An 18,519-nucleotide genomic window follows, 5' to 3' on the forward strand; every position below is an offset into this window, starting at 1 on the left:
GGCTCCTAGTTCGGATTTACTCGGGGGTTTCGTCCAGCGCGTGGCCGACCAGGGACAGCAGCGTCTCGATGACCGAGATCCGGCGTCGCGCGTCCATGATCATGACAGGTATGTGGGCGGGGATCGTCAGGGCCTCCCGCACGTCCTCCGGTTCGAACAGCTCGCTGCCGTCGAAGTGGTTGACGGCGACGACGTACGGCAGCCCGCAGCTCTCGAAGTAGTCCAGGGCCGGGAAGCAGTCCTTCAGGCGCCGGGTGTCGGCCATGACCACCGCGCCGATCGCGCCGCGCACCAGGTCGTCCCACATGAACCAGAACCGCTGCTGGCCCGGCGTGCCGAACAGGTAGAGCACCAGGTCGTCGTCGAGCGTGAGGCGGCCGAAGTCCATGGCCACGGTGGTGGTGAGCTTGCCGGGCGTGGCGGTGAGGTCGTCGGTCTCCTCGCTCGCCTCGGTCATCAGCGCCTCCGTCTGGAGGGGGGTGATCTCCGAGACGGCGGTGACGAGGGTGGTCTTGCCGACGCCGAAGCCGCCCGCGACCACGATCTTCGTGGCGATGGGCGCGCGGGTGCGGTCCGTCTGCCAGGACTTCAGGTCCTCGTCGGTGTCCGCACCGACGTTCACGCCGACGTTCTCGCCGACGCCCTCAAAGACGACGGAGTCCATTCAGCACCCTTTCGAGCAGAGCGCGGTCCGGACGGCCGGTGCCATGACCGGTGCCGGTGCCGTACACACGGATCTTTCCCTGGTCCGCGAGGTCGCTGAGCAACACCCGGACCACACCGAGCGGCATCTTCAGCAGCGCGGCGATCTCGGCCACCGTGCGCATCCGGCGGCAGAGTTCGACGATGGCCCGCATCTCCGGCATGACCCGGGTGTTGAGGGAACCATTCGCCAGTTCCTTGCGCTCCTCCGGGGCTTCGAGCGCCGCGACGAACGTCTCCACGAGGAGGACGTGACCGAAGCGGGTACGGCCGCCGGTGAGCGAGTAGGGGCGGACGCGGGCGGGTTTGCGGTCCCCGCCGCGGACGGGGAGGGAGGGACGGTCGGTCATCGGGTGCTCCCCGCCGATTCGGTCTCGCTCTCCAGGGATTTCCGTAGCTCGCTGCGCAGTTCGGGCGTCAGGACATGGCCGGCGCGGCCCACGAAGAGGGCCATGTGGTACGCCACCACGCTCATGTCGCAGTCCGCGGAGCCGTGCACACCGAGCAGCGAGCCGTCGCTGATCGACATCACGAACAGGCTGCCCTCGTCCATCGCGACCATCGTGTGCTTCACCGGCCCGGAGTCCATCAGCCGGGCGGCACCGATGGTGAGGCTGCCGATGCCGGAGACGATGGTGGCGAGGTCGGCGGAGGAGCCACGGGGGCCCTTCGGGGCGGCGGCGCGGGGCTGACGGGCCGCGTCGTTCCGGCCGGGGTCGGAGGAGAGCAGGAGCAGGCCGTCCGACGAGACGACCGCCACTGACTGGATGCCCGGCACCTCCTCGACCAGGTTCGTCAGCAGCCAGTGCAGGTTGCGGGCTTCACTGCTCAGTCCGAAGGTACTGGGCGCGGTCAACTGCTTGCCTCCTCAGGAGTGCCCCCCGTGGCTTCTTCGGATGGTGCGGGCGTCCTCGTCTGACCCGTGTGTTCGGCGATCTCTGCCTCCACCTCGCGGTAACCGGCCTCCGCCCCCCGGCGGAAGCCGCCGAGCCGCCGGCGGAGGGCTTCGGCGTCGACGGAAGCACTGCGCTGGCGGGGCGGTTCTGATGGTGCGGTGATCTTCGGGGTGCGCTTGGGGAGGCCCTTCGCGGTGAGCTGGTCCTCGTCGGGGGTGCGGGTGTGTTCCGTCTCGGCTTCGCCTTCGCCGGACGCGTTCCCGCCCGCATCACCCGTACCGCTTTCGTCGTCGGGTGCGGGTGGCCCCTGGGGGGCGGACGCGCCGTCGGCGGCTGCGGGCTCGTGGATGGTGGCCGGCTCGGGCTCGTGAGCGGTGGCCGGCTCGGGCTTGTGAGCGGTGGCCGACGCCGGTGTGGTGCCGGTCGGCTGTACCGGGGCCAGGAGTTCCATCGTCGTCTCCGACGGGGTTTCCGCCCCGGCCTCCTCGGACCTCCGTACCGCCTTCTCCGCCAGCTCCACCAACGCGTCACCGGTCTTCGAACGGCCGTGCAGGACGTTGGAGTTGGCCTCCGCGTCCGCGCCCGGGAGCGCGAAGGTGTGAGGGGTGCCGGAGAAGGGGGTGGCGGAGGGGACCGCGGCCGACGGTGCCGCCGCCAGGAGCGGCTTCGGCAGCACGACCACCGCCGCGATGCCGCCCTGCTTCTGCTCGCGGAGCCGGACCCGGACGCCGTGGCGGTGGGCCAGGCGGGCGACGACGTACAGACCGAGGCCGAGACCCTCCTCGCCCTCCTGGTCGTACGGGGACTCCGGGTCGAAGTCGGCGAGGCGGGAGTTGAGGCGGTCCAGGCGCTCCTCGGTCATGCCGATGCCCTCGTCCTGCACGGAGAGCATCACCTCGCCGCTCTCCAGGAGCCAGCCGGAGACCTCGACGGGCAGGTCCGGCGGGGAGAACGACGTGGCGTTCTCCATCAGCTCCGCCAGGAGGTGGGAGAGGTCGTCGGCCGCGAAGCCCGCGACGTGCGCGTGCGGCGGGAGGGCGGCGATGCGGACCCGCTCGTAGCGCTCGATCTCGCTGACCGCGGCCCGGACGACGTCCACCAGCGGGACCGGGCCGGGGTGCTGCTGGACGTGTTCGGTGCCCGCGAGGACCAGGAGGTTCTCGCTGTGGCGGCGCATGACCGTGGCGAAGTGGTCGAGCTTGAAGAGGGTGGCCAGCCGGTCGGGGTCCTGCTCGCGCTCCTCCAGGCTCTCGATGACGGCGAGTTGGCGCTCGACCAGGCCCAGGGTGCGCAGTGCGAGGTTGACGAAGGTGCCGCCGATGCTGTCCCGCAGCCGGGCCAACTGGGCTGCGGAATCGGCGAGTTCGGTGCGCAGCTCTTCGCGGGCGTCGGCCATCTTCTGGCGCTGGGCGACCAGGTGCTTGCGGTCGGCCTCCAGGGTCGTGATGCGGCCCTGGACGCCGAGGACGTGCGCGTGCAGGGCGTTGACCGAGCGGACGACCTGGGCGAACTCGTCGTTGCGGCCGGTGAACTTGACGGGTTCCTCGACCCCCGGGTCCGCCGCCGTGGCCAGGCGGGCGGAGCCCAGCCGCAGGACCGCGAGGGGGCGGGTGAGGGTGCGGGCCATGGCGGTGGCGATACCGACGGCGAGCAGCATCAGGGCGCCGAGGACCGCTATGCGGATCTCCCAGGCGGTGACGTCGTCGTCACGGAGACGGGCGAGGTCCTCGGTGCGCTGGTTGTAGAGCGCGGACTCCACGCCGCGCATCAGCTCGACGCGGGCCGAGAGGGCGGCGTCCAGCTTCTTGGTGCTGGTGGCGAGTTCGCGGTCGGAGAGGGTGGGCTGGCCGGTGAGGGAGGCCAGGTACTTCTCGGCGGAGTTGACCTCGGGCCCGGTGACGGTCGAGTCGTAGCGCGCGGCGGTGGCCTCGGGCGCGGTCTCGTGGAAGTCGGCGAGGGCCGCGTCGGAGCGCAGGCGGGCCTGCTGGGCGGCGGCGGTGAGGGCGTCGCGCTGCTTGGCGTCGGCCTCGGAGGTGGTGGTGACGGTCGAGGTGATGCCGGTGATGGGGTCGGTGACCGTCTGGGTGCCGCTCGGCACGTTGAGGGCGGCGAGGAGCAGGCCGCGGGTGGCGGCGGCTTGCTGGACGGCGGAGTCCAGCTCGGCGAGGGCGTATGCGCCGGTGCCCGCGCGGGGCGGCAGCTGCTCGGCGAGGCGCTCGGCGAGGCGGTGCAGCTCGGTGATGGTGGCGGAGTAGGACGTGTGCGCTTCGAGAGCGGTGCTCTTGCCGGTGAGCGCCGCTCTGCGCAGGGCGGCGATCCCGTCGAGGTCGGCACGCAGGTCGGCCGGGGTGTCGGTGTCGGCGCGCAGCTCCTCGACCTGCCGGTCGACCCGGGTGCTGCGCTGCTCGGAGGGCGCCTTGGACTCGGGCCGGCCGGCGGCGACGTAGGAGGTGACCTCGTCCCGCTCGTCGGCGAGCGCGTGGGCGAGGGCGAGCGCGTCCTGGGTCTGCTCGGCCAGCGTCACCAGGTCCTGGGAGTCGCTGAGGTCCTGGGAGGCGGCGAGCACGGAGGGCGCTCCGGCGCCGGCGACGGCGGCGGCCACCACGGCGACGGCGACGATGAGCCGGTTGCGCACGTGGGTGGGACGGCCCTTGCCCACGACGGCCCCGTCAGGGGTGGCGGAGGTGGTGTCGGCGGGAGCCGTCTGCTTGCTCGTACGACGTGGCCGCGTCTTCTGCACCGGTGCTCGCATTCCTGACTCGTGTACCCATGGGCCCGGGTGACGCTCCGTCAACTGACGGGTACTCCCGGTACGGTTCCCGACCCTCCCAGCGCCAGTGGGCAGTGGTCGCGCATCACCCGACCCGCCACTCGAAGGAGTGAACCCCGGAGGGGAGTTGAGGGGCAAGTTCCCGCGGCATGGTCAGCGGCCTTGCGCGGCGGGCCGGTTGGACGTCGGCGGCGCGCGATGGCATTATCTGCCGCCGCGCCCGGCCGGAGTGCATCATTCCATCCCAAACCAGACGCCTGACCTGCGCGCCCGCGCCGATCCGGGGTCCGATGCCAGCCTTTCGTGAACGCTGTGAAGGCCTCGTGCAGACTGGCCGGATGCGCACTGAACTCGTATCGGAGCCCGGCGACCCGACCCGCCCCAACGAGGACTTCGCGAGCGTCGCCCTCCCGGCTTCCGGACGGGGTGGAGCACTGGTGGTCCTGGACGGGGTCACCCCGCCGAAGGGCCCCACGGGCTGTCTGCATTCCGTCCCCTGGTTCACCGCGCGCCTGGGCGGCGCCCTGACCGAACTGACCGTTTCCCTCCCGGATGTTCCGCTGCCGGAGGCCCTGAGCCTCGCCCTTGCGCGTACCTCCGCTTCCCATGCGCACACCTGTGACCTTTCTCACCCACGCACACCACAGGCAACGGTGGTGATGGCGCGGTGGTCACCGCAGTCGCTGGAGTACCTGGTCCTGTCCGACTCGGCCCTGCTGGTGGAGGCGCCGGACGGCGCGGTGACGGCGCTCCTGGACGACCGCCTGGCCCTGCTGCCGCGGGCGTCCCTGACGACGGACGCACACATCGACGCGCATCTGCGCAACAAGGAGGGCGGGTTCTTCACGGCGGCCGCGGATCCCGCGGTGGCGGAGCGGGCGGTGACGGGGACCCTCCGGCGCGCGGAGGTCCGGGCGCTGGCCGCGCTCACGGACGGGGCCACGCGATGGGTGGAGAAGTTCCGGGAGGGGGACTGGACGGACCTCTTCACGTTCGTGCGGAAGGAGGGGGCGCGGGCGTTGGTGGAACGGGTGCGGGAACTGGAGGCCGGGGACGTGGAGCGGGCGTTCCTGGGGCGCAGCAAGACGCATGACGATGCGTCGGTGGTGTACGTGGAACTCTGAGGCGGCGTCAGGGGGTCGATGACGGCTCCGGGCTGTCCGACACCTGCGCGGCCGGGTCCGCCGGGGCCGGACCGCTGTCCGGCACGATCCACACGCCCACCATGGCCGTCGCCAGGGCGGTGGCAGAGGCCACGAGGACGGTCGTCGCGGGGACGGCCGCGGCGGACAGGGACCGGAAGTTGCGGATCTGCCCCCAGTGGAGGCCGGCGACCCGCACGAGACGGGCCTCCCAGTACAGACCGAGGATCAGGAAGATCGCGAGGCAGTTGCCGGTGGTGAGCGCCAGCTGCTGGGCGAACTCCTTCAGTTCCAGTCCCCGGTAGAGGAGTTGGGCGAGTTCCGCGGGCAGGACGACGGTCAGCAGGCACAGGGACTTGCCGAGGGGGCTGCCGCCGCGCAGCCAGGAGTAGGCGTAGCCGTAGACGAAGCCGTAGACCGCCCAGCGCAGGGCGTAGGCCCAGACCTGGGCGTCGTACGGGAAGTCGGCGCTGAGCGAGGGCGGGACCGTGTAGGCCAGCCACGGCACGCTGAGGGCCGCGAGCAGGACGCCGGCGGCCGTGCCGTTGCGCAGGGCGGAGCGGCCTCCGGAGGTGCCGAGCGCTTCCAGCCGGAGGGCGACGGAGTCCTGGGGTGCCGTGCCGCCAGGCCCGAGAGCGCCCAGTCCCCGCCAGCGTGCGTTCCACTGGCGGGTGGTCAGCTCGCCCTCCGCGAGGGCGGTGCGGGAGGCGGTGAGGAACTCCCGTCGGCCCGCCGCCAGGGTCTGGTCCTTCAGCAGGGCGTGTATCTGCCGGTTGTGTACGGCCGGGCTGGTGCCGTGCAGCCGTACCGCACGCTTCTCGTCCTCCGGTGGCAGGAGCCAGGCGAAGCCGATGGCGGCGAGGAGGAGGGCGAGGTAGTAGCCGCCGCGCTGGGCTGCGCTGCCGAACATCGTCAGCTCGTAGGCAGCCAGTCCGGTGCCCACGGCCGCGATCCCGAGGCCGACGGCGACGGTGCGGACGTGGGGTGGCCAGCCCTCGTACCGCCAGGCGTGGGCGCGCAGGGCCAGCAGGGCCGCGGCCAGGGCCAGGCCGAGCTGTGCGACCGGGAAGGACGCAGCGTTCGCCGGGTACCTGCCGATGACCCACCACGCGCCTTCGTAGCCCGCGTCCCACCAAGGACCCCAGTCCTGCAGGACGGCCATTCCCGCAAGGTAGGCGACCAGCAGCGCCCATCCCAGCCGTCCCATCCACACACGCCGCTCCACGGCGATCGCGATGTACCAGATCAGGGCGTACCAGCCCCAGCCCAGAGAGCACATCGTCCAGTTGTTGGCGAGGTCCCACACGAGGCGCTGCTCCTGCCGATCCGGCAGAGCGGTGCCCGGCCCGGCAGCCAGGACGGTCAGCAGGGTGCCGCCGGCCGCGGTGGTCGCCCACCGGCGTCCCACCGTCCCGCAGATGCCGCCGCGCAGGCCGCAAGCCACCACCGCCGTCACCACCACGGCGGCGGCCAGGGAGAGCACGGGCTCCGGCGTGCCCTCCAGCACCGCGAAGACCACGGCTGTCAGGGGCAGTACGGCGGCCGGCAGGAACACGGGCCACAGATCCGGCAGCAGCGGGGCGCGCCCCGTGGTGAGCCGGAGCAGGAAGGCGGTCAGGAGGTAGGGCAGCAACACCCCCCACCAGACGGTCAGCAGGGCGCCACGGCCCGGGTAGAGCCATCCTGGCCACGGCAGGTCGTCCGACCCGCCGAGGGCGTACAGCATGGAGGCGCCGGTCAGCACACATGCCGCCGTGGCGAGGACGGTCCAGCGCCGCCGGGTGGGGGGCGGCGCCCACTCCCGGACGAACGGCAGCACCCAGCGCAGCGCCACCGCCGCGATCGCCGCGGTCAGCCAGAATGCCTCGCGCAGCGCGGTCTCGTGCTGGAGCAGCGCACCGAGGTGTTCGGCCGGGCCCTGTTCATGGCCGCCGGAGCCCTGCCCGGTTCCCGGCGGTCCGAGCACCACGGTGAGCGTCTCGCCCCTCTTGCGGAGGCGGAGCTCGGCGCGGTGCCGGCTCTGGCTCAGGACGGTGCCGCCTTTGATGCTGAGGACGGGACGCGTCGGTACGTCGAACGTGACGGTCCAGGAGTCGTAGATGCCGCCCTTGCCCAGTCTGTTGTCGGTGTCCCCGATTCTGAACGTGGCATGACCGGAGGGACATTCGTAGCCGGACTCCGGCCCGGGCCAGGTGGCCTTCTGCGTGTAGGAGACGTACACCGTCGAGGACGGGGTCTGCTGAGTGAGCGGGCCCGCCTCGGTGTCCTCGACGAGGGCGAGCGCGTCGCAGGGCTCCGGCGCTCCACCGAGCCAGATCATGTGCGGCATCCATTCGCTCAGCGTCTGGTCGCCGCCCCGCAGGTCCTTGACCATGGGGTCGGTCGCTCGAAGGACCAGTTCGTGCTCGGCCTCCGCTGCCCACTGCCCCTTCTCCGGGAAGACCCGCAGTGTGGTGCTGCCGGTGCGCGGGGGGTGCCCCTCGGCGCGATATCGCTTGTCCGTGGCGCGGTAGGCCTTCTCCTCCGAGGACTCCCGCTCCTGGCCGGAAGGGGCCCGATCCTTTGCCAACAGCCTGTCGGCCGCCCGCACCCACCCCACATGAGCAGCCCCGGCGGCCAGCACCACCAACAGCAGCAGCGCTCCCCCGGCCGACCGCCCGCGCCAACCCGCCGCACCCGCCATCGACGGCCACCCCCGTCCCCCAGGGCGGCCAGAGTAGCGGCCGGATCAGCGTGTCAGACAGGGATTCAGCGCTCCATGCCGAGGTTCAACTGGTGCAGCAGCCGTGCGAGTTCGGAGACCTCCTGCGGATCCCAGTCCGCCAGCCGCCCCGCGTACCGGGCCCGGCGCGCGTCCCGTACCCGGCCGACCCGGGTGCGTCCTTCCTCGGTCAGCTCCACGAGCCAGGCGCGGCCGTCCGCCGGGTCGGGCGCGCGGGTGACGAGGCCGAGTTCCTCCAGGGCGCGCAACTGCCGGGACATGGTCGCCTTGCCGACGCCGATGTACGCGGCGAGTTCCGTGGCGCGCTGGCGGCCGTGCTCGTCGAGGCGTACCAGGAGGCCGTACGCGGAGGACTCCAGGTCGGGGTGGACCTCGCGGGCCATCTCGCCCTGGTTGGCGCGGGCGCGCCGCAGCAGCACGGTCAACTCGCGTTCCAGCGCCAGGAACTCGGGCTGGTCCACACCACTCCTCCGCGCGCCGGAGCCGACTCCGCTCCCGCCGCCGTTTCCGTCTTCGCGCACGTCAGTCCCTGCCTCGGTTTCCTGGTCGTGAAAGTTTCCGCCAAATGCCGTCATCGCCGCAGCTCGGTCAGTATTTCGCAGGCTTAGACCAACGGCAGCCCCCGGCCCCTCTTCCCCCGCCCTCGTCTACGTGCGTAGCTTCTTTACCAGGCACCGACTGGCATGACCACGCCAGAACACCCCCCACGGTCCGGCACGTTCCCCCACCGAGCCTCCGGAGGCACGCATGCCCGTGCACAGACCCAGACCGGTCCGCCTGCTCCTCACGGCCCTCCTCGCGACCCTGCTCGCGACCCTCCTCGCGGCCGTCTCCCTCCCCGCGTCCGCCGCCGACACCCCGGCCCGCGGCTCCGCCCACATGGGCATCGGCGTCCTCGCCCACGACGGCCGGGACGGCACCCCGCGCGACACCCGCGCCACCCAGACGGAGGGCGTGGACGTCTCCGGCCACCAAGGCAACGTCGCCTGGTCCACCCTGTGGAGCAGCGGGGTGAAATGGGCGTACGTGAAGGCCACGGAAGGCACGTACTACACGAACCCGTACTTCGCCCAGCAGTACAACGGCTCCTACAACGTCGGCATGATCCGCGGGTCGTACCACTTCGCCACCCCGGACACGACCGGCGGCGCCACCCAGGCCGACTACTTCGTCGACCACGGCGGCGGCTGGTCCAAGGACGGCCGGACGCTGCCCGGCGCCCTCGACATCGAGTGGAACCCCTACGGCGCCTCCTGCTACGGCAAGACGCAGTCCGCGATGGTCACCTGGATCCGCGACTTCCTGAACCGGTACAAGGCCCGGACCGGACGCGACGCAGTCATCTACACCGCCACCAGCTGGTGGACCGAGTGCACGGGGAACTACGGCGGCTTCGCCACCGCCAATCCGCTGTGGATCGCGCGGTACGCGTCGACCGTGGGGACGCTGCCTGCGGGATGGGGTTACTACACGATGTGGCAGTACACCTCCTCCGGGCCGACCGTCGGCGACCACGACAAGTTCAACGGGGCGCTCGACAGGGTCACGGCGCTCGCCAACGGCTGAGCCCCTCCCCGTACGCGCACGGACGGCGAAGGCCCGGGCCTCCCTCACGGGACCCGGGCCTTCCCTCATCCGGTCGCGTCCGTCACGCCGCGACCGGAACCTCCGGCGTGGCCCCGTTCGTGGCCGGGGACAGCGCCAGCTCCAGGACCTGGCGGACGTCGGTCACCGGGTGGACCTCCAGCTTCTCCAGCACCTCGGCGGGGACGTCGTCCAGGTCGGCCTCGTTGCGCTTGGGGATGATGACGGTGGTGACGCCCGCCCGGTGCGCGGCCAGCAGCTTCTGCTTCACGCCGCCGATCGGCAGGACCCGGCCGGTCAGGGAGACCTCTCCCGTCATGGCCACGTCCGTGCGGACCAGCCGGCCACTGAGCAGCGACGCCAGCGCCGTCGTCATCGTGATGCCGGCGCTCGGGCCGTCCTTCGGGACCGCGCCCGCCGGGAAGTGGATGTGCACGCCCCGGTCCTTCAGATCGCCGACCGGCAGTTCGAGCTCGGCGCCGTGCGAACGGAGGAAGCTGAGCGCGATCTGCGCGCTCTCCTTCATCACGTCACCCAGCTGACCGGTGAGGGTCAGACCCGCCGCGCCCGTCTCCGGGTCGGCCAGCGACGCCTCGACGAACAGCACGTCACCGCCGGCGCCGGTCACCGCCAGCCCCGTCGCCACACCCGGTACCGCCGTGCGGCGCTCGGCCGGGTCCTGGGCGGACTCGGGGACGTGGTGGGGGCGGCCGATCAGGGCCCGCAGGTCCTCGTCCGTCACCGTGAACGGCAGCTTCCGCTCGCCCAGTTCGTGCTGGGCGGCGACCTTCCTGAGCAGCCGCGCGATCGAGCGCTCAAGGGTGCGGACGCCCGCCTCGCGCGTGTACTCGCCGGCGAGCTTGCGCAGCGCGCTCTCCGCCAGCGTCACCTCGTCCTTGTCGAGGCCCGCCCGCTCCAGTTGGCGCGGGAGCAGGTGGTCACGGGCGATGACGACCTTCTCGTCCTCGGTGTAGCCGTCGAGGCGGACCAGCTCCATACGGTCGAGCAGGGCCTCCGGGATCGCCTCCAGGACGTTCGCCGTGGCGAGGAACACCACGTCGGACAGGTCGAGTTCGACCTCCAGGTAGTGGTCGCGGAAGGTGTGGTTCTGTGCCGGGTCCAGGACCTCCAGCAGCGCCGCCGCCGGGTCGCCGCGGTAGTCGGAGCCCACCTTGTCGATCTCGTCCAGCAGGACCACCGGGTTCATCGACCCGGCCTCCTTGACGGCCCGCACGATCCGGCCGGGCAGCGCGCCGACGTACGTACGCCGGTGACCGCGGATCTCCGCCTCGTCGCGGACGCCACCCAGGGCGACGCGGACGAACTTGCGGCCCATGGCGTGCGCGACCGACTCACCGAGGGACGTCTTGCCGACGCCGGGCGGGCCCACCAGGGCCAGGACGGCACCGCCGCGACGGCCGCCCACGACACCCAGCCCGCGCTCGCTGCGCCGCTTGCGCACCGCCAGGTACTCCGTGATCCGCGCCTTCACGTCCTCCAGGCCCGCGTGCTCGGCGTCCAGGACCGCCTTGGCGCCCTGGATGTCGTAGGCGTCCTCGGTCCGCTCGTTCCACGGGAGTTCGAGGACGGTGTCCAGCCAGGTGCGGATCCAGGAGCCCTCAGGGGACTGGTCGGAGGACCGCTCCAGCTTGTCGACCTCCTTCAGCGCCGCTTCCCGCACCTTCTCGGGCAGGTCGGCGGCCTCCACGCGGGCGCGGTAGTCGTCGGACTCCTCGCCCTCCTTCTCGCCGTTGAGCTCGCGCAGCTCCTTGCGCACGGCCTCCAGCTGGCGGCGGAGCAGGAACTCGCGCTGCTGCTTGTCGACGCCCTCCTGGACGTCCTTGGCGATGGTCTCGGCGACGTCCTGCTCGGCGAGGTGGTCGCGCAGTTGCTGGGTGGCGAGCTTGAGGCGGGTGACCGGGTCGGCGGTCTCCAGCAGCTCGACCTTCTGTTCGGTGGTCAGGAAGGGCGAGTAGCCGGAGTTGTCGGCGAGCGCGGAGACGTCGTCGATGGCCTGCACGCGGTCGACGACCTGCCAGGCGCCGCGCTTGCGCAGCCAGGCGGTGGCGAGCGCCTTGTACTCCTTGACCAGTTCGGTGACGTGGCCGGGCAGCGGCTCGGGCACCGTCTCGTCGATCCTCGTCCCCTCGACCCAGAGCGCCGCGCCCGGCCCGGTCGTCCCGGCGCCGATCTGCACGCGCCCGCGACCGCGGATGAGCGCGCCCGGGTCGCCGTCGGCGAGCCGGCCGACCTGCTCGACGGTGCCGAGGACACCGGTGCTCGGGTACGTGCCGTCGATGCGCGGGACCAGCAGGACCTTGGGCTTGCCGGGCTCCGAACGGGCGGCGGCCTGGGCGGCCTCCACCGCGGCGCGTACGTCCGCGTCGTTCAGATCGAGCGGGACCACCATTCCGGGCAGCACGACCTCGTCGTCGAGCGGCAGCACAGGCAGAGTGAGCGGGTTGGACGTCGAAGCCATGATCTCCCTTTCGGCAGTCAAGTTGAGCTATGCCGACTCAATGCGCGTGAGCCTCCGAATGTTCCCCGGGCCGCGTTCGCTGTGAGCGATCACTTCTGTCGGGGCACGCGACGGGCCGCGTATCGTGGGCGCAGGTAATAGCCGCTAAGCACTTTCAATCATTACTGGGGGATGGCGTGGACGAGACCGTGCAGGCATGGGTGGACGGGTGGGTCGTCTCGCGCGGGGCCGCGCCACCGGTCCCGGAACCCTGGGGCTGCACGATCGACATGGGCATGGACGGCCACGTCACCCGGCATGTCCTCGGCGCGCTCGGCGACGCCGTGGACGAGACGAACGTACGGAAGGCCGCCGAGGCGGTGACCGGGGCCGGGATCTGGCTCAAGGTGTTCCGTGATCCAGCCGTGGTCGGCGACTGGCTGGGCGCGGACTGGTGGATCGACCCGGAGCCCGGCTACCTGATGACCCTGCCCCTGACCCGCCCTCCGGCCCCGGAGGCCGACGGCCTCCGGACGCTCCCCGACGGCTACCGGCAGCGCACCTGGTCCCGCGGCGGGGTCGTCCGCACCATGATCGCCGCCCCCGACGGCTCCTGGGCGGCCCGCGGCCAGCTCGCCCCGACCGGCGCCACCGCCGTCGCCGACCAGATCGCCACCTCCCCCGGCCACCGGCGCCGCGGCCTCGGCACCCTCGTGATGCACACCCTCCAGAGGGCCGCGCTGGAACAGGGAGTCGAGCGGTGCGTCCTGGCGGGGACGCCGGAGGGGAGGGCGTTGTACGAGTCGCTGGGGTGGACGGTGTCGGGGATGCTGACGAGCGCGCGGTTCACGGGGCGCTGAGCCTCCGGATCGGGCGGGGTGGATAAGAGCGCCCTCCGCGACCGGCCACGGCGACCGCCCTTCCGCGAGTACTACGGCCTGCGCGCCGCCCCGTACCAGCTGCGCTACCGCCGCAACGGTGCAAGCCTCGCCCACGAACAGACTGTCAGGGCAACGGAGTTGGCGGCGGCAGCCAAGGCCCGTTTGCGGGGCGGGAACTGACGGAAGTGAACCCCTGCGTCGCCGTATCCTGAGCCGGCGCGAAGGGGGGACGGCCGATGGGACCGTTGATCGCTGTGATGGGGAGTGCGGATCCGGCGCGGCGGCTCGACCCGCCGCTGACGGACGCGGACGGCGCGCTGAGGGCCTGCCAGGAGATCGGGGCGGAGCTGGCCGCCCAGGGGTGCCGGATCATCGTGTACTCCAGCGAGGCGCAGTTCATCGAGAGCCGGGTCGTCAGCGGCTTCCTGACCCGGCCGGACCTGCCGCCGGGCTCCGTCCAGGTCCGGCCGCCCTACGAGGACGGCGACACAGACTTCCCGCTGCGCGACGAGCGGTCCGAGGTCTTCGACCTGCGCTACGAGCCCGGCAACGACTGGGAGGTCAGCTTCTACCGGTCGCTGCGGGACGTCGACGGGGTCGTCCTCGTCGGCGGCGGCCGTTCGACGCTGATCACGGGGATGATCTGCCTGGCGTTCGGGATACCGGTGTACCCGCTGGCGTCCTTCGGCGGCTCGGCCCGCAAGGTATGGGAGACCATGAACCGGTCCACCCATCACGCCACCCCCGACGAGGTGTCCGCCATGGGCGCCCAATGGGGTCCCGGCAGCGCCCAGCGGTTGGTGCGGCTGCTGGGTACCCAGCGGGAGCGGCGTGCGGAGAAGCAGCGTGAGGAGGCGCTGTCCCGGCGCGGCGCCACCCTGCGGGCCGGGCTGGGCGCGGTCACCGGCATGCTGCTGCTCCTGCTCGGCTTCGCCACCATCCCGCTCACCTACGCCGTCGAGTCCAGCACCGCGGTCAACGTCACCGCGCTCATCGTGGGCGCCCTGGCCACCGGCACGTCGGGGGCCATCACCCGGACCGTCTTCGACCGCGAGACCCACTGGGCGCGTACGGCGGTCCTCGGCATGTCGGCCGGCGGCCTCGCCTTCCTGCTGTTCGTCTCCGCCCAACTCGCCGCGTCCCCCGACATCCTGGCCGGTGAGGGCGTGCGCCGTCTGCTCTTCTTCGTCCTCGCCGTCGGCTATGTCTCGGGCTTCACCTTCGACGCGGTCTACAACCGCCTGAAGCAGACCGAGCCCCCTGCGCCGCCGGTGATACCGGGGCTGCCGACCGGAGTACCGGGCGGGGCGACGCCGCCGCAGTCGCCAGGGGGAGCCTGAGGGAAGGGCCGGCCCGGCTGCGGAACACGGCGCCGCACCCTCGGCGTCGGCGTCGGCGAGGACCTGCTCCACGACCGAACGGACCTCGCCGAATTCTCCGGCGCACCCGGTACCGATGTGTACCGACGTGTACCGATGCCCTTCCCGTCACGCCCCGGACGACATCGTCACCGAACTCCTCGCCCAACTCCCCGCCACCGCCTGACCAACGGCCACGTGGCCACCCCGATCCCCAGCGACATCAGATGCCCCCAGTTGCTCAACGGATCGCTGAAGGCGACCAGGTCCTGCACCAGCGTCGCCCCGAAGAGCACCAGCAACGGCCACCGCACCCAGGGCCGCAGCAGCCCCGTCAACGCCCCGAAGCTCGCCGCGACGCCGAAGCTGATGCCGTAGTCCAGGCGGTGCAGTGAGCTGTCCGGCAGCTGCCCGGCCAGCACCGCGAGCCCCACCGGCACCTCCGTCGCCAGCGTGGCCAGAACATGTCCGAGCAGGAAGACGACCGCCGTGCGCGCCCCGCCGATCCGCCGCTCCAGCGCGGTGAGGACGAGCAGGAAGCCGACCGCGTACGGCGACAGCAGCCCGCCCACGATCCACAGCGCGCTCGCCGCCAGCACGAGCACCGGCGTCCGCACCAGGTGGTCCACATCGGTGCTGGAGCCCTGGAGGAGGGAGTGGACGAGGCCGGGGTCGGCGTACTCGGTGATGAGGGAGGTCAACGCGAGGACGACGGCGTAACCGAAGGTGAACGGGGTCCCGGTGGCGGTGGGGAGGAGACGCCAGGGACGGACGTGGGGGCGCCCCGGGGCGGTCTCGGCGGCCGGCGACGGGACGCGCTGGCCGGGAATGCCGTCCAGCAGCCCGGACACCTCGGGAAGGCGGGTCGTCTCCGTTCGTTCCACCGTGACGCGCTCCTTCCGTTTCACCCCACGATTCGCGCCCGACCACCCGCCTGTCTGTGACCGGCGCCACGCGTCCCCCGATTCACAGCCACTTCTCAAGAACCGCCGCCGAGTTCGGGACCCGCCCGCCGGCCCGGCGCCCGCCCGCGTCCGGGCCCGCGGGGCCCGGAGAAATTCCTGTGCAGCAGCCACCGACCTGCCAAGATGGACCGATGCCCATCTCGTACGACACCCCTGAAGTCCTGGACCGTCGCGAGGGCCCGCACGGCGAGGTCGTGCTGCGCCGGCACGGCGAGTTGCTGCAGATCATCGCCAACGGGTGCTTCCTGATGGACACCTCCGACGGGCGCTCGGAGCGGCTGCTGGTCGACGCGGCGCTCGCCGCGCTCGACGACAGGGCGGCGCCGAGTGTGCTGATCGGCGGGCTCGGCGTGGGCTTCTCGCTCGCACACGCCGCGGAGAATCCGCGCTGGGGCCGGATCACGGTGGTGGAGCGTGAGCCGGCCATCATCGACTGGCACCGTCACGGTCCGCTGTCCGCACTCTCCTCCCGGGCCCTCGCGGATGCACGCGCAAAGGTTCTGGAAACAGATCTTGTCACTTACGTCCATGAGACATCGGACACGTACGACGCGCTGTGCCTGGACATCGACAACGGCCCCGACTGGACCGTCACCGAGGGCAACGACGGCCTGTACTCGCCGGCCGGACTGGCAAGCTGCGCAAGGGTGTTGACGCCGGGCGGCGTGCTGGCGGTGTGGTCGGCGCAGCCCTCTCCGGAATTTGAAAGTTCCCTATGGAATGCCGGGTTCCAGCAGGTGCGTACCGAAGAGATCCCGGTTGCCCGGGGCGTTCCGGACGTCGTGCACCTCGGCGTCCGACCTGGATAGCCGAGGCGCGGTGACTCCCCGTACTCTGCTTCCCTGACGCAGATCATTCAAGCGTCAATCGCAAGCATGCGCAGGCAAGCCAGAGAGCGGAATCACCCCACTGATTCCGGAAAGCAACTTTTGGGGCGGGCGATGGAGCAGACACACACCTCCCACAACGGCACGGCTACGGCCACCCCGGGCGCGCAGCGCCGAGTGCTGGTGGTCGAGGACGACCCGACGATCGTGGAGGCCATCGCGACCCGGTTGCGCGCCGAGGGATTCCTCGTGCAGACCGCGGGCGACGGTCCGGCGGCGGTCGACACGGCCGAGGCCTGGCAGCCCGATCTGCTGATCCTCGACATCATGCTGCCCGGCTTCGACGGGCTGGAGGTCTGCCGACGGGTGCAGGCCGCCCGTCCGGTGCCGGTGCTGATGCTGACCGCGCGGGACGACGAGACCGACATGCTGGTCGGGCTCGGCGTGGGCGCCGACGACTACATGACCAAGCCGTTCTCGATGCGGGAGCTGGCCGCACGCGTGCACGTGCTGCTGCGCCGGGTGGAGCGGGCGGCGCTGGCCGCGGCCACGCCCCGCTCGGGCATCCTGCGCCTCGGCGAGCTGGAGATCGACCACGCGCAGCGGCGGGTGCGGGTGCGCAGTGAGGACGTCCACCTCACGCCGACCGAGTTCGACCTGCTGGTGTGCCTGGCGAACACCCCGCGCGCGGTGCTCTCCCGGGAGCAGCTGCTGGCCGAGGTGTGGGACTGGGCGGACGCCTCCGGCACCCGCACGGTCGACAGTCACATCAAGGCGCTGCGGCGGAAGATCGGCGCCGAGCGGATCCGCACGGTGCACGGCGTGGGGTACGCCCTGGAGACGCCGACGCCATGAGCGACGGTCCGGCCGGACGGAGAGGTCCCGGGAGCCTCAAGGGCCCCGGGGAACCCAGGAGTGCTCCCGGTGAGCCCTGGGGCGGCGTACGCCCGTTCTCGATCAAGACCAAGCTGGGGGCGCTGGTCGTCGCCTCGGTCCTGATCACCACGGGCCTGTCGATGATCGCGGTGCAGACGAAGACGGAGATCCGTTTCATCACCGTCTTCTCGATGATCGCCACCCTGCTGATCACCCAGTTCGTGGCGCACTCGCTCACGGCCCCGCTGGACGAGATGAATGCGGTCGCCCGCTCCATCTCGCACGGCGACTACACCCGCCGGGTCCGCGAGAACCGCCGGGACGAGCTGGGCGACCTCGCCGAGACGATCAACCGGATGGCCGACGACCTGGAGGCCCAGGAACAGCAGCGCAAGGAACTCGTGGCGAACGTCTCCCACGAGCTGCGGACGCCCATCGCGGGCCTCAGGGCGGTGCTGGAGAACATCGTGGACGGGGTGTCGCCCGCGGACCCCGAGACGATGCGCACGGCCCTGAAGCAGACGGAGCGGCTCGGCCGGCTGGTCGAGACGCTGCTGGACCTCTCCCGCCTCGACAACGGCGTCGTACCGCTGAAGAAGCGCCGCTTCGAGGTGTGGCCGTATCTGTCGGGCGTGCTGAAGGAGGCCAACATGGTCGCCTCGGCCCGCGCCGGTCTCGGTTCCGGGTCCGGCAGCCACACGCGTACGGACGTGCATCTGCACCTGGACGTGACCCCGCCGGAGCTGACCGCGCACGCGGACCCGGAGCGTATCCACCAGGTGGTGGCGAATCTCATCGACAACGCGGTCAAGCACAGTCCGCCGCACGGCCGGGTGACGGTCAAGGCGCGCCGGGGGGTGCTGCCGGAGTCCCTGGAGCTGGAGGTCCTCGACGAAGGTCCGGGCATTCCGCGCTCCGAGTGGCACCGCGTCTTCGAACGCTTCAACCGCGGCAACATCACCCGGCCGCACGGCCCGGGCAGCGACGGCGGCACCGGGCTCGGGCTGGCGATCGCCCGCTGGGCGGTGGATCTGCACGGCGGCCGGATCGGAGTGGCCGAATCCGAGCGGGGATGCAGGATTCTTGTCACTCTCCCGGGACTTCCATCTCTGCCAAGTTGACGTAAAGTTCGAAGCGGAGCTTCAAGATCCACGGGCGTCCGCGCTGACGAACACGTGTGACCGGGCTCCGCAAGGCCACAGGCCCGCGCCATCGGCGTCCAGGGCCCCGCTCACCCCTTCCCGGGTGACGCCGTGAGAACCGGAACCACGCTTGTTTCCCGCCATTTCCAGCGCCGAAACACGCTTTTTCATGTGACTTACACGACGATGAACCGGC

15 protein-coding genes are annotated in these 18,519 nt (G+C 71.6%); 7 read left to right on the top strand and 8 right to left on the bottom strand.

Going from position 1 to position 18,519, the window contains the following annotated elements; translation table 11 throughout:
- Nucleotides 1-16: 16 nt before the first annotated feature.
- Genes DI272_RS16525 through DI272_RS16540 form a run of 4 tightly spaced genes read right to left on the bottom strand, consistent with a single transcriptional unit; the run spans nt 17 to nt 4,338 of the window.
- The gene (locus tag DI272_RS16525) at nt 17-664 is read right to left on the bottom strand and encodes an ATP/GTP-binding protein (RefSeq protein WP_181387211.1); all 648 of its coding nucleotides are present in this window, start codon (nt 662-664) and stop codon (nt 17-19) included.
- Complete coding sequence (locus DI272_RS16530; protein ID WP_109496108.1) at nt 645-1,052, bottom strand: DUF742 domain-containing protein; 408 nt, start codon at nt 1,050-1,052, stop codon at nt 645-647. The genes DI272_RS16525 and DI272_RS16530 overlap by 20 nt, the downstream gene beginning before the upstream one ends.
- Nucleotides 1,049-1,558 (bottom strand): roadblock/LC7 domain-containing protein, encoded by a 510-nt coding sequence (locus DI272_RS16535; RefSeq protein ID WP_109496109.1) that lies wholly within the window; start codon nt 1,556-1,558, stop codon nt 1,049-1,051. The genes DI272_RS16530 and DI272_RS16535 overlap by 4 nt, the downstream gene beginning before the upstream one ends.
- Nucleotides 1,555-4,338 (bottom strand): nitrate- and nitrite sensing domain-containing protein, encoded by a 2,784-nt coding sequence (locus tag DI272_RS16540; protein WP_258314581.1) that lies wholly within the window; start codon nt 4,336-4,338, stop codon nt 1,555-1,557. Before DI272_RS16540 ends, DI272_RS16535 begins: the two co-directional genes overlap by 4 nt.
- 368 nt (nt 4,339-4,706) lie before the next feature.
- Between DI272_RS16540 and DI272_RS16545 the strand changes: the two genes are divergently transcribed.
- Nucleotides 4,707-5,492: a protein phosphatase 2C domain-containing protein gene (locus tag DI272_RS16545; RefSeq protein ID WP_109496110.1), complete on the top strand. Its 786-nt coding sequence runs from the start codon at nt 4,707-4,709 to the stop codon at nt 5,490-5,492.
- 7 nt (nt 5,493-5,499) lie between these two features.
- On the opposite strand, the gene DI272_RS16550 is transcribed toward DI272_RS16545, so the two are convergent.
- Together DI272_RS16550 and DI272_RS45985 are read right to left on the bottom strand one after the other, a co-directional pair.
- Entirely contained in the window at nt 5,500-8,193 is a 2,694-nt protein-coding gene (locus DI272_RS16550; RefSeq protein WP_146238335.1) for a hypothetical protein, read from the bottom strand.
- 65 nt (nt 8,194-8,258) lie between these two features.
- A complete protein-coding gene (locus DI272_RS45985; RefSeq protein WP_109496112.1) occupies nt 8,259-8,753 on the bottom strand; it encodes a MarR family winged helix-turn-helix transcriptional regulator in 495 nt (164 codons plus the stop codon).
- A 226-nt stretch (nt 8,754-8,979) separates the two neighbouring features.
- On the opposite strand from DI272_RS45985, the gene DI272_RS16560 reads away from it, so the two are divergent.
- The gene (locus tag DI272_RS16560) at nt 8,980-9,798 is read left to right on the top strand and encodes a lysozyme (protein WP_109496113.1); all 819 of its coding nucleotides are present in this window, start codon (nt 8,980-8,982) and stop codon (nt 9,796-9,798) included.
- An 82-nt stretch (nt 9,799-9,880) separates the two neighbouring features.
- On the opposite strand, the gene lon is transcribed toward DI272_RS16560, so the two are convergent.
- Nucleotides 9,881-12,295 carry an endopeptidase La gene (gene lon, locus DI272_RS16565; protein ID WP_109496114.1) on the bottom strand — a complete coding sequence of 805 codons (2,415 nt, stop codon included), beginning with the start codon at nt 12,293-12,295 and terminating at the stop codon, nt 9,881-9,883.
- A gap of 176 nt (nt 12,296-12,471) precedes the next feature.
- Between lon and DI272_RS16570 the strand changes: the two genes are divergently transcribed.
- On the top strand, nt 12,472-13,134 hold the full coding sequence (locus DI272_RS16570; protein WP_109496115.1) for a GNAT family N-acetyltransferase: 663 nt from the start codon (nt 12,472-12,474) through the stop codon (nt 13,132-13,134).
- A 257-nt stretch (nt 13,135-13,391) separates the two neighbouring features.
- Nucleotides 13,392-14,495 (top strand): hypothetical protein, encoded by a 1,104-nt coding sequence (locus tag DI272_RS16575; RefSeq protein ID WP_258314582.1) that lies wholly within the window; start codon nt 13,392-13,394, stop codon nt 14,493-14,495.
- Between the two features lie 167 nt (nt 14,496-14,662).
- Here DI272_RS16575 and DI272_RS16580 read toward each other — a convergent pair whose 3' ends face one another.
- Nucleotides 14,663-15,397 (bottom strand): rhomboid-like protein, encoded by a 735-nt coding sequence (locus DI272_RS16580; protein WP_258314583.1) that lies wholly within the window; start codon nt 15,395-15,397, stop codon nt 14,663-14,665.
- Between the two features lie 212 nt (nt 15,398-15,609).
- Here DI272_RS16580 and DI272_RS16585 point away from each other — a divergent pair, with 212 nt between their 5' ends.
- The 3 genes from DI272_RS16585 to DI272_RS16595 all read left to right on the top strand — a co-directional run bounded on the left by DI272_RS16585 (nt 15,610) and on the right by DI272_RS16595 (nt 18,302).
- Nucleotides 15,610-16,287, top strand: coding sequence for a spermidine synthase (locus tag DI272_RS16585; protein ID WP_109496118.1), 678 nt, complete (start codon nt 15,610-15,612; stop codon nt 16,285-16,287).
- A 132-nt stretch (nt 16,288-16,419) separates the two neighbouring features.
- Nucleotides 16,420-17,160, top strand: coding sequence for a response regulator transcription factor (locus DI272_RS16590; protein ID WP_046261291.1), 741 nt, complete (start codon nt 16,420-16,422; stop codon nt 17,158-17,160).
- Entirely contained in the window at nt 17,157-18,302 is a 1,146-nt protein-coding gene (locus DI272_RS16595) for an ATP-binding protein (protein WP_109496119.1), read from the top strand. The genes DI272_RS16590 and DI272_RS16595 overlap by 4 nt, the downstream gene beginning before the upstream one ends.
- Nucleotides 18,303-18,519: the final 217 nt, after the last annotated feature.

Source organism: Streptomyces sp. Act143 (assembly GCF_003143935.1).
Taxonomy (GTDB): domain Bacteria; phylum Actinomycetota; class Actinomycetes; order Streptomycetales; family Streptomycetaceae; genus Streptomyces.

Excerpts from the sequence above, each read along its gene's own strand:
- DI272_RS16525 (WP_181387211.1), bottom strand. The coding sequence starts at position 664 with ATGGACTCCGTCGTCTTTGAGGGCGTCGGCGAGAACGTCGGCGTGAAC.
- DI272_RS16530 (WP_109496108.1), bottom strand. The coding sequence starts at position 1,052 with ATGACCGACCGTCCCTCCCTCCCCGTCCGCGGCGGGGACCGCAAACCC.
- DI272_RS16545 (WP_109496110.1), top strand. The coding sequence starts at position 4,707 with ATGCGCACTGAACTCGTATCGGAGCCCGGCGACCCGACCCGCCCCAAC.
- DI272_RS16550 (WP_146238335.1), bottom strand. The coding sequence starts at position 8,193 with ATGGCGGGTGCGGCGGGTTGGCGCGGGCGGTCGGCCGGGGGAGCGCTG.
- DI272_RS16560 (WP_109496113.1), top strand. The coding sequence starts at position 8,980 with ATGCCCGTGCACAGACCCAGACCGGTCCGCCTGCTCCTCACGGCCCTC.
- lon (WP_109496114.1), bottom strand. The coding sequence starts at position 12,295 with ATGGCTTCGACGTCCAACCCGCTCACTCTGCCTGTGCTGCCGCTCGAC.
- DI272_RS16575 (WP_258314582.1), top strand. The coding sequence starts at position 13,392 with ATGGGACCGTTGATCGCTGTGATGGGGAGTGCGGATCCGGCGCGGCGG.
- DI272_RS16585 (WP_109496118.1), top strand. The coding sequence starts at position 15,610 with ATGCCCATCTCGTACGACACCCCTGAAGTCCTGGACCGTCGCGAGGGC.
- DI272_RS16590 (WP_046261291.1), top strand. The coding sequence starts at position 16,420 with ATGGAGCAGACACACACCTCCCACAACGGCACGGCTACGGCCACCCCG.
- DI272_RS16595 (WP_109496119.1), top strand. The coding sequence starts at position 17,157 with ATGAGCGACGGTCCGGCCGGACGGAGAGGTCCCGGGAGCCTCAAGGGC.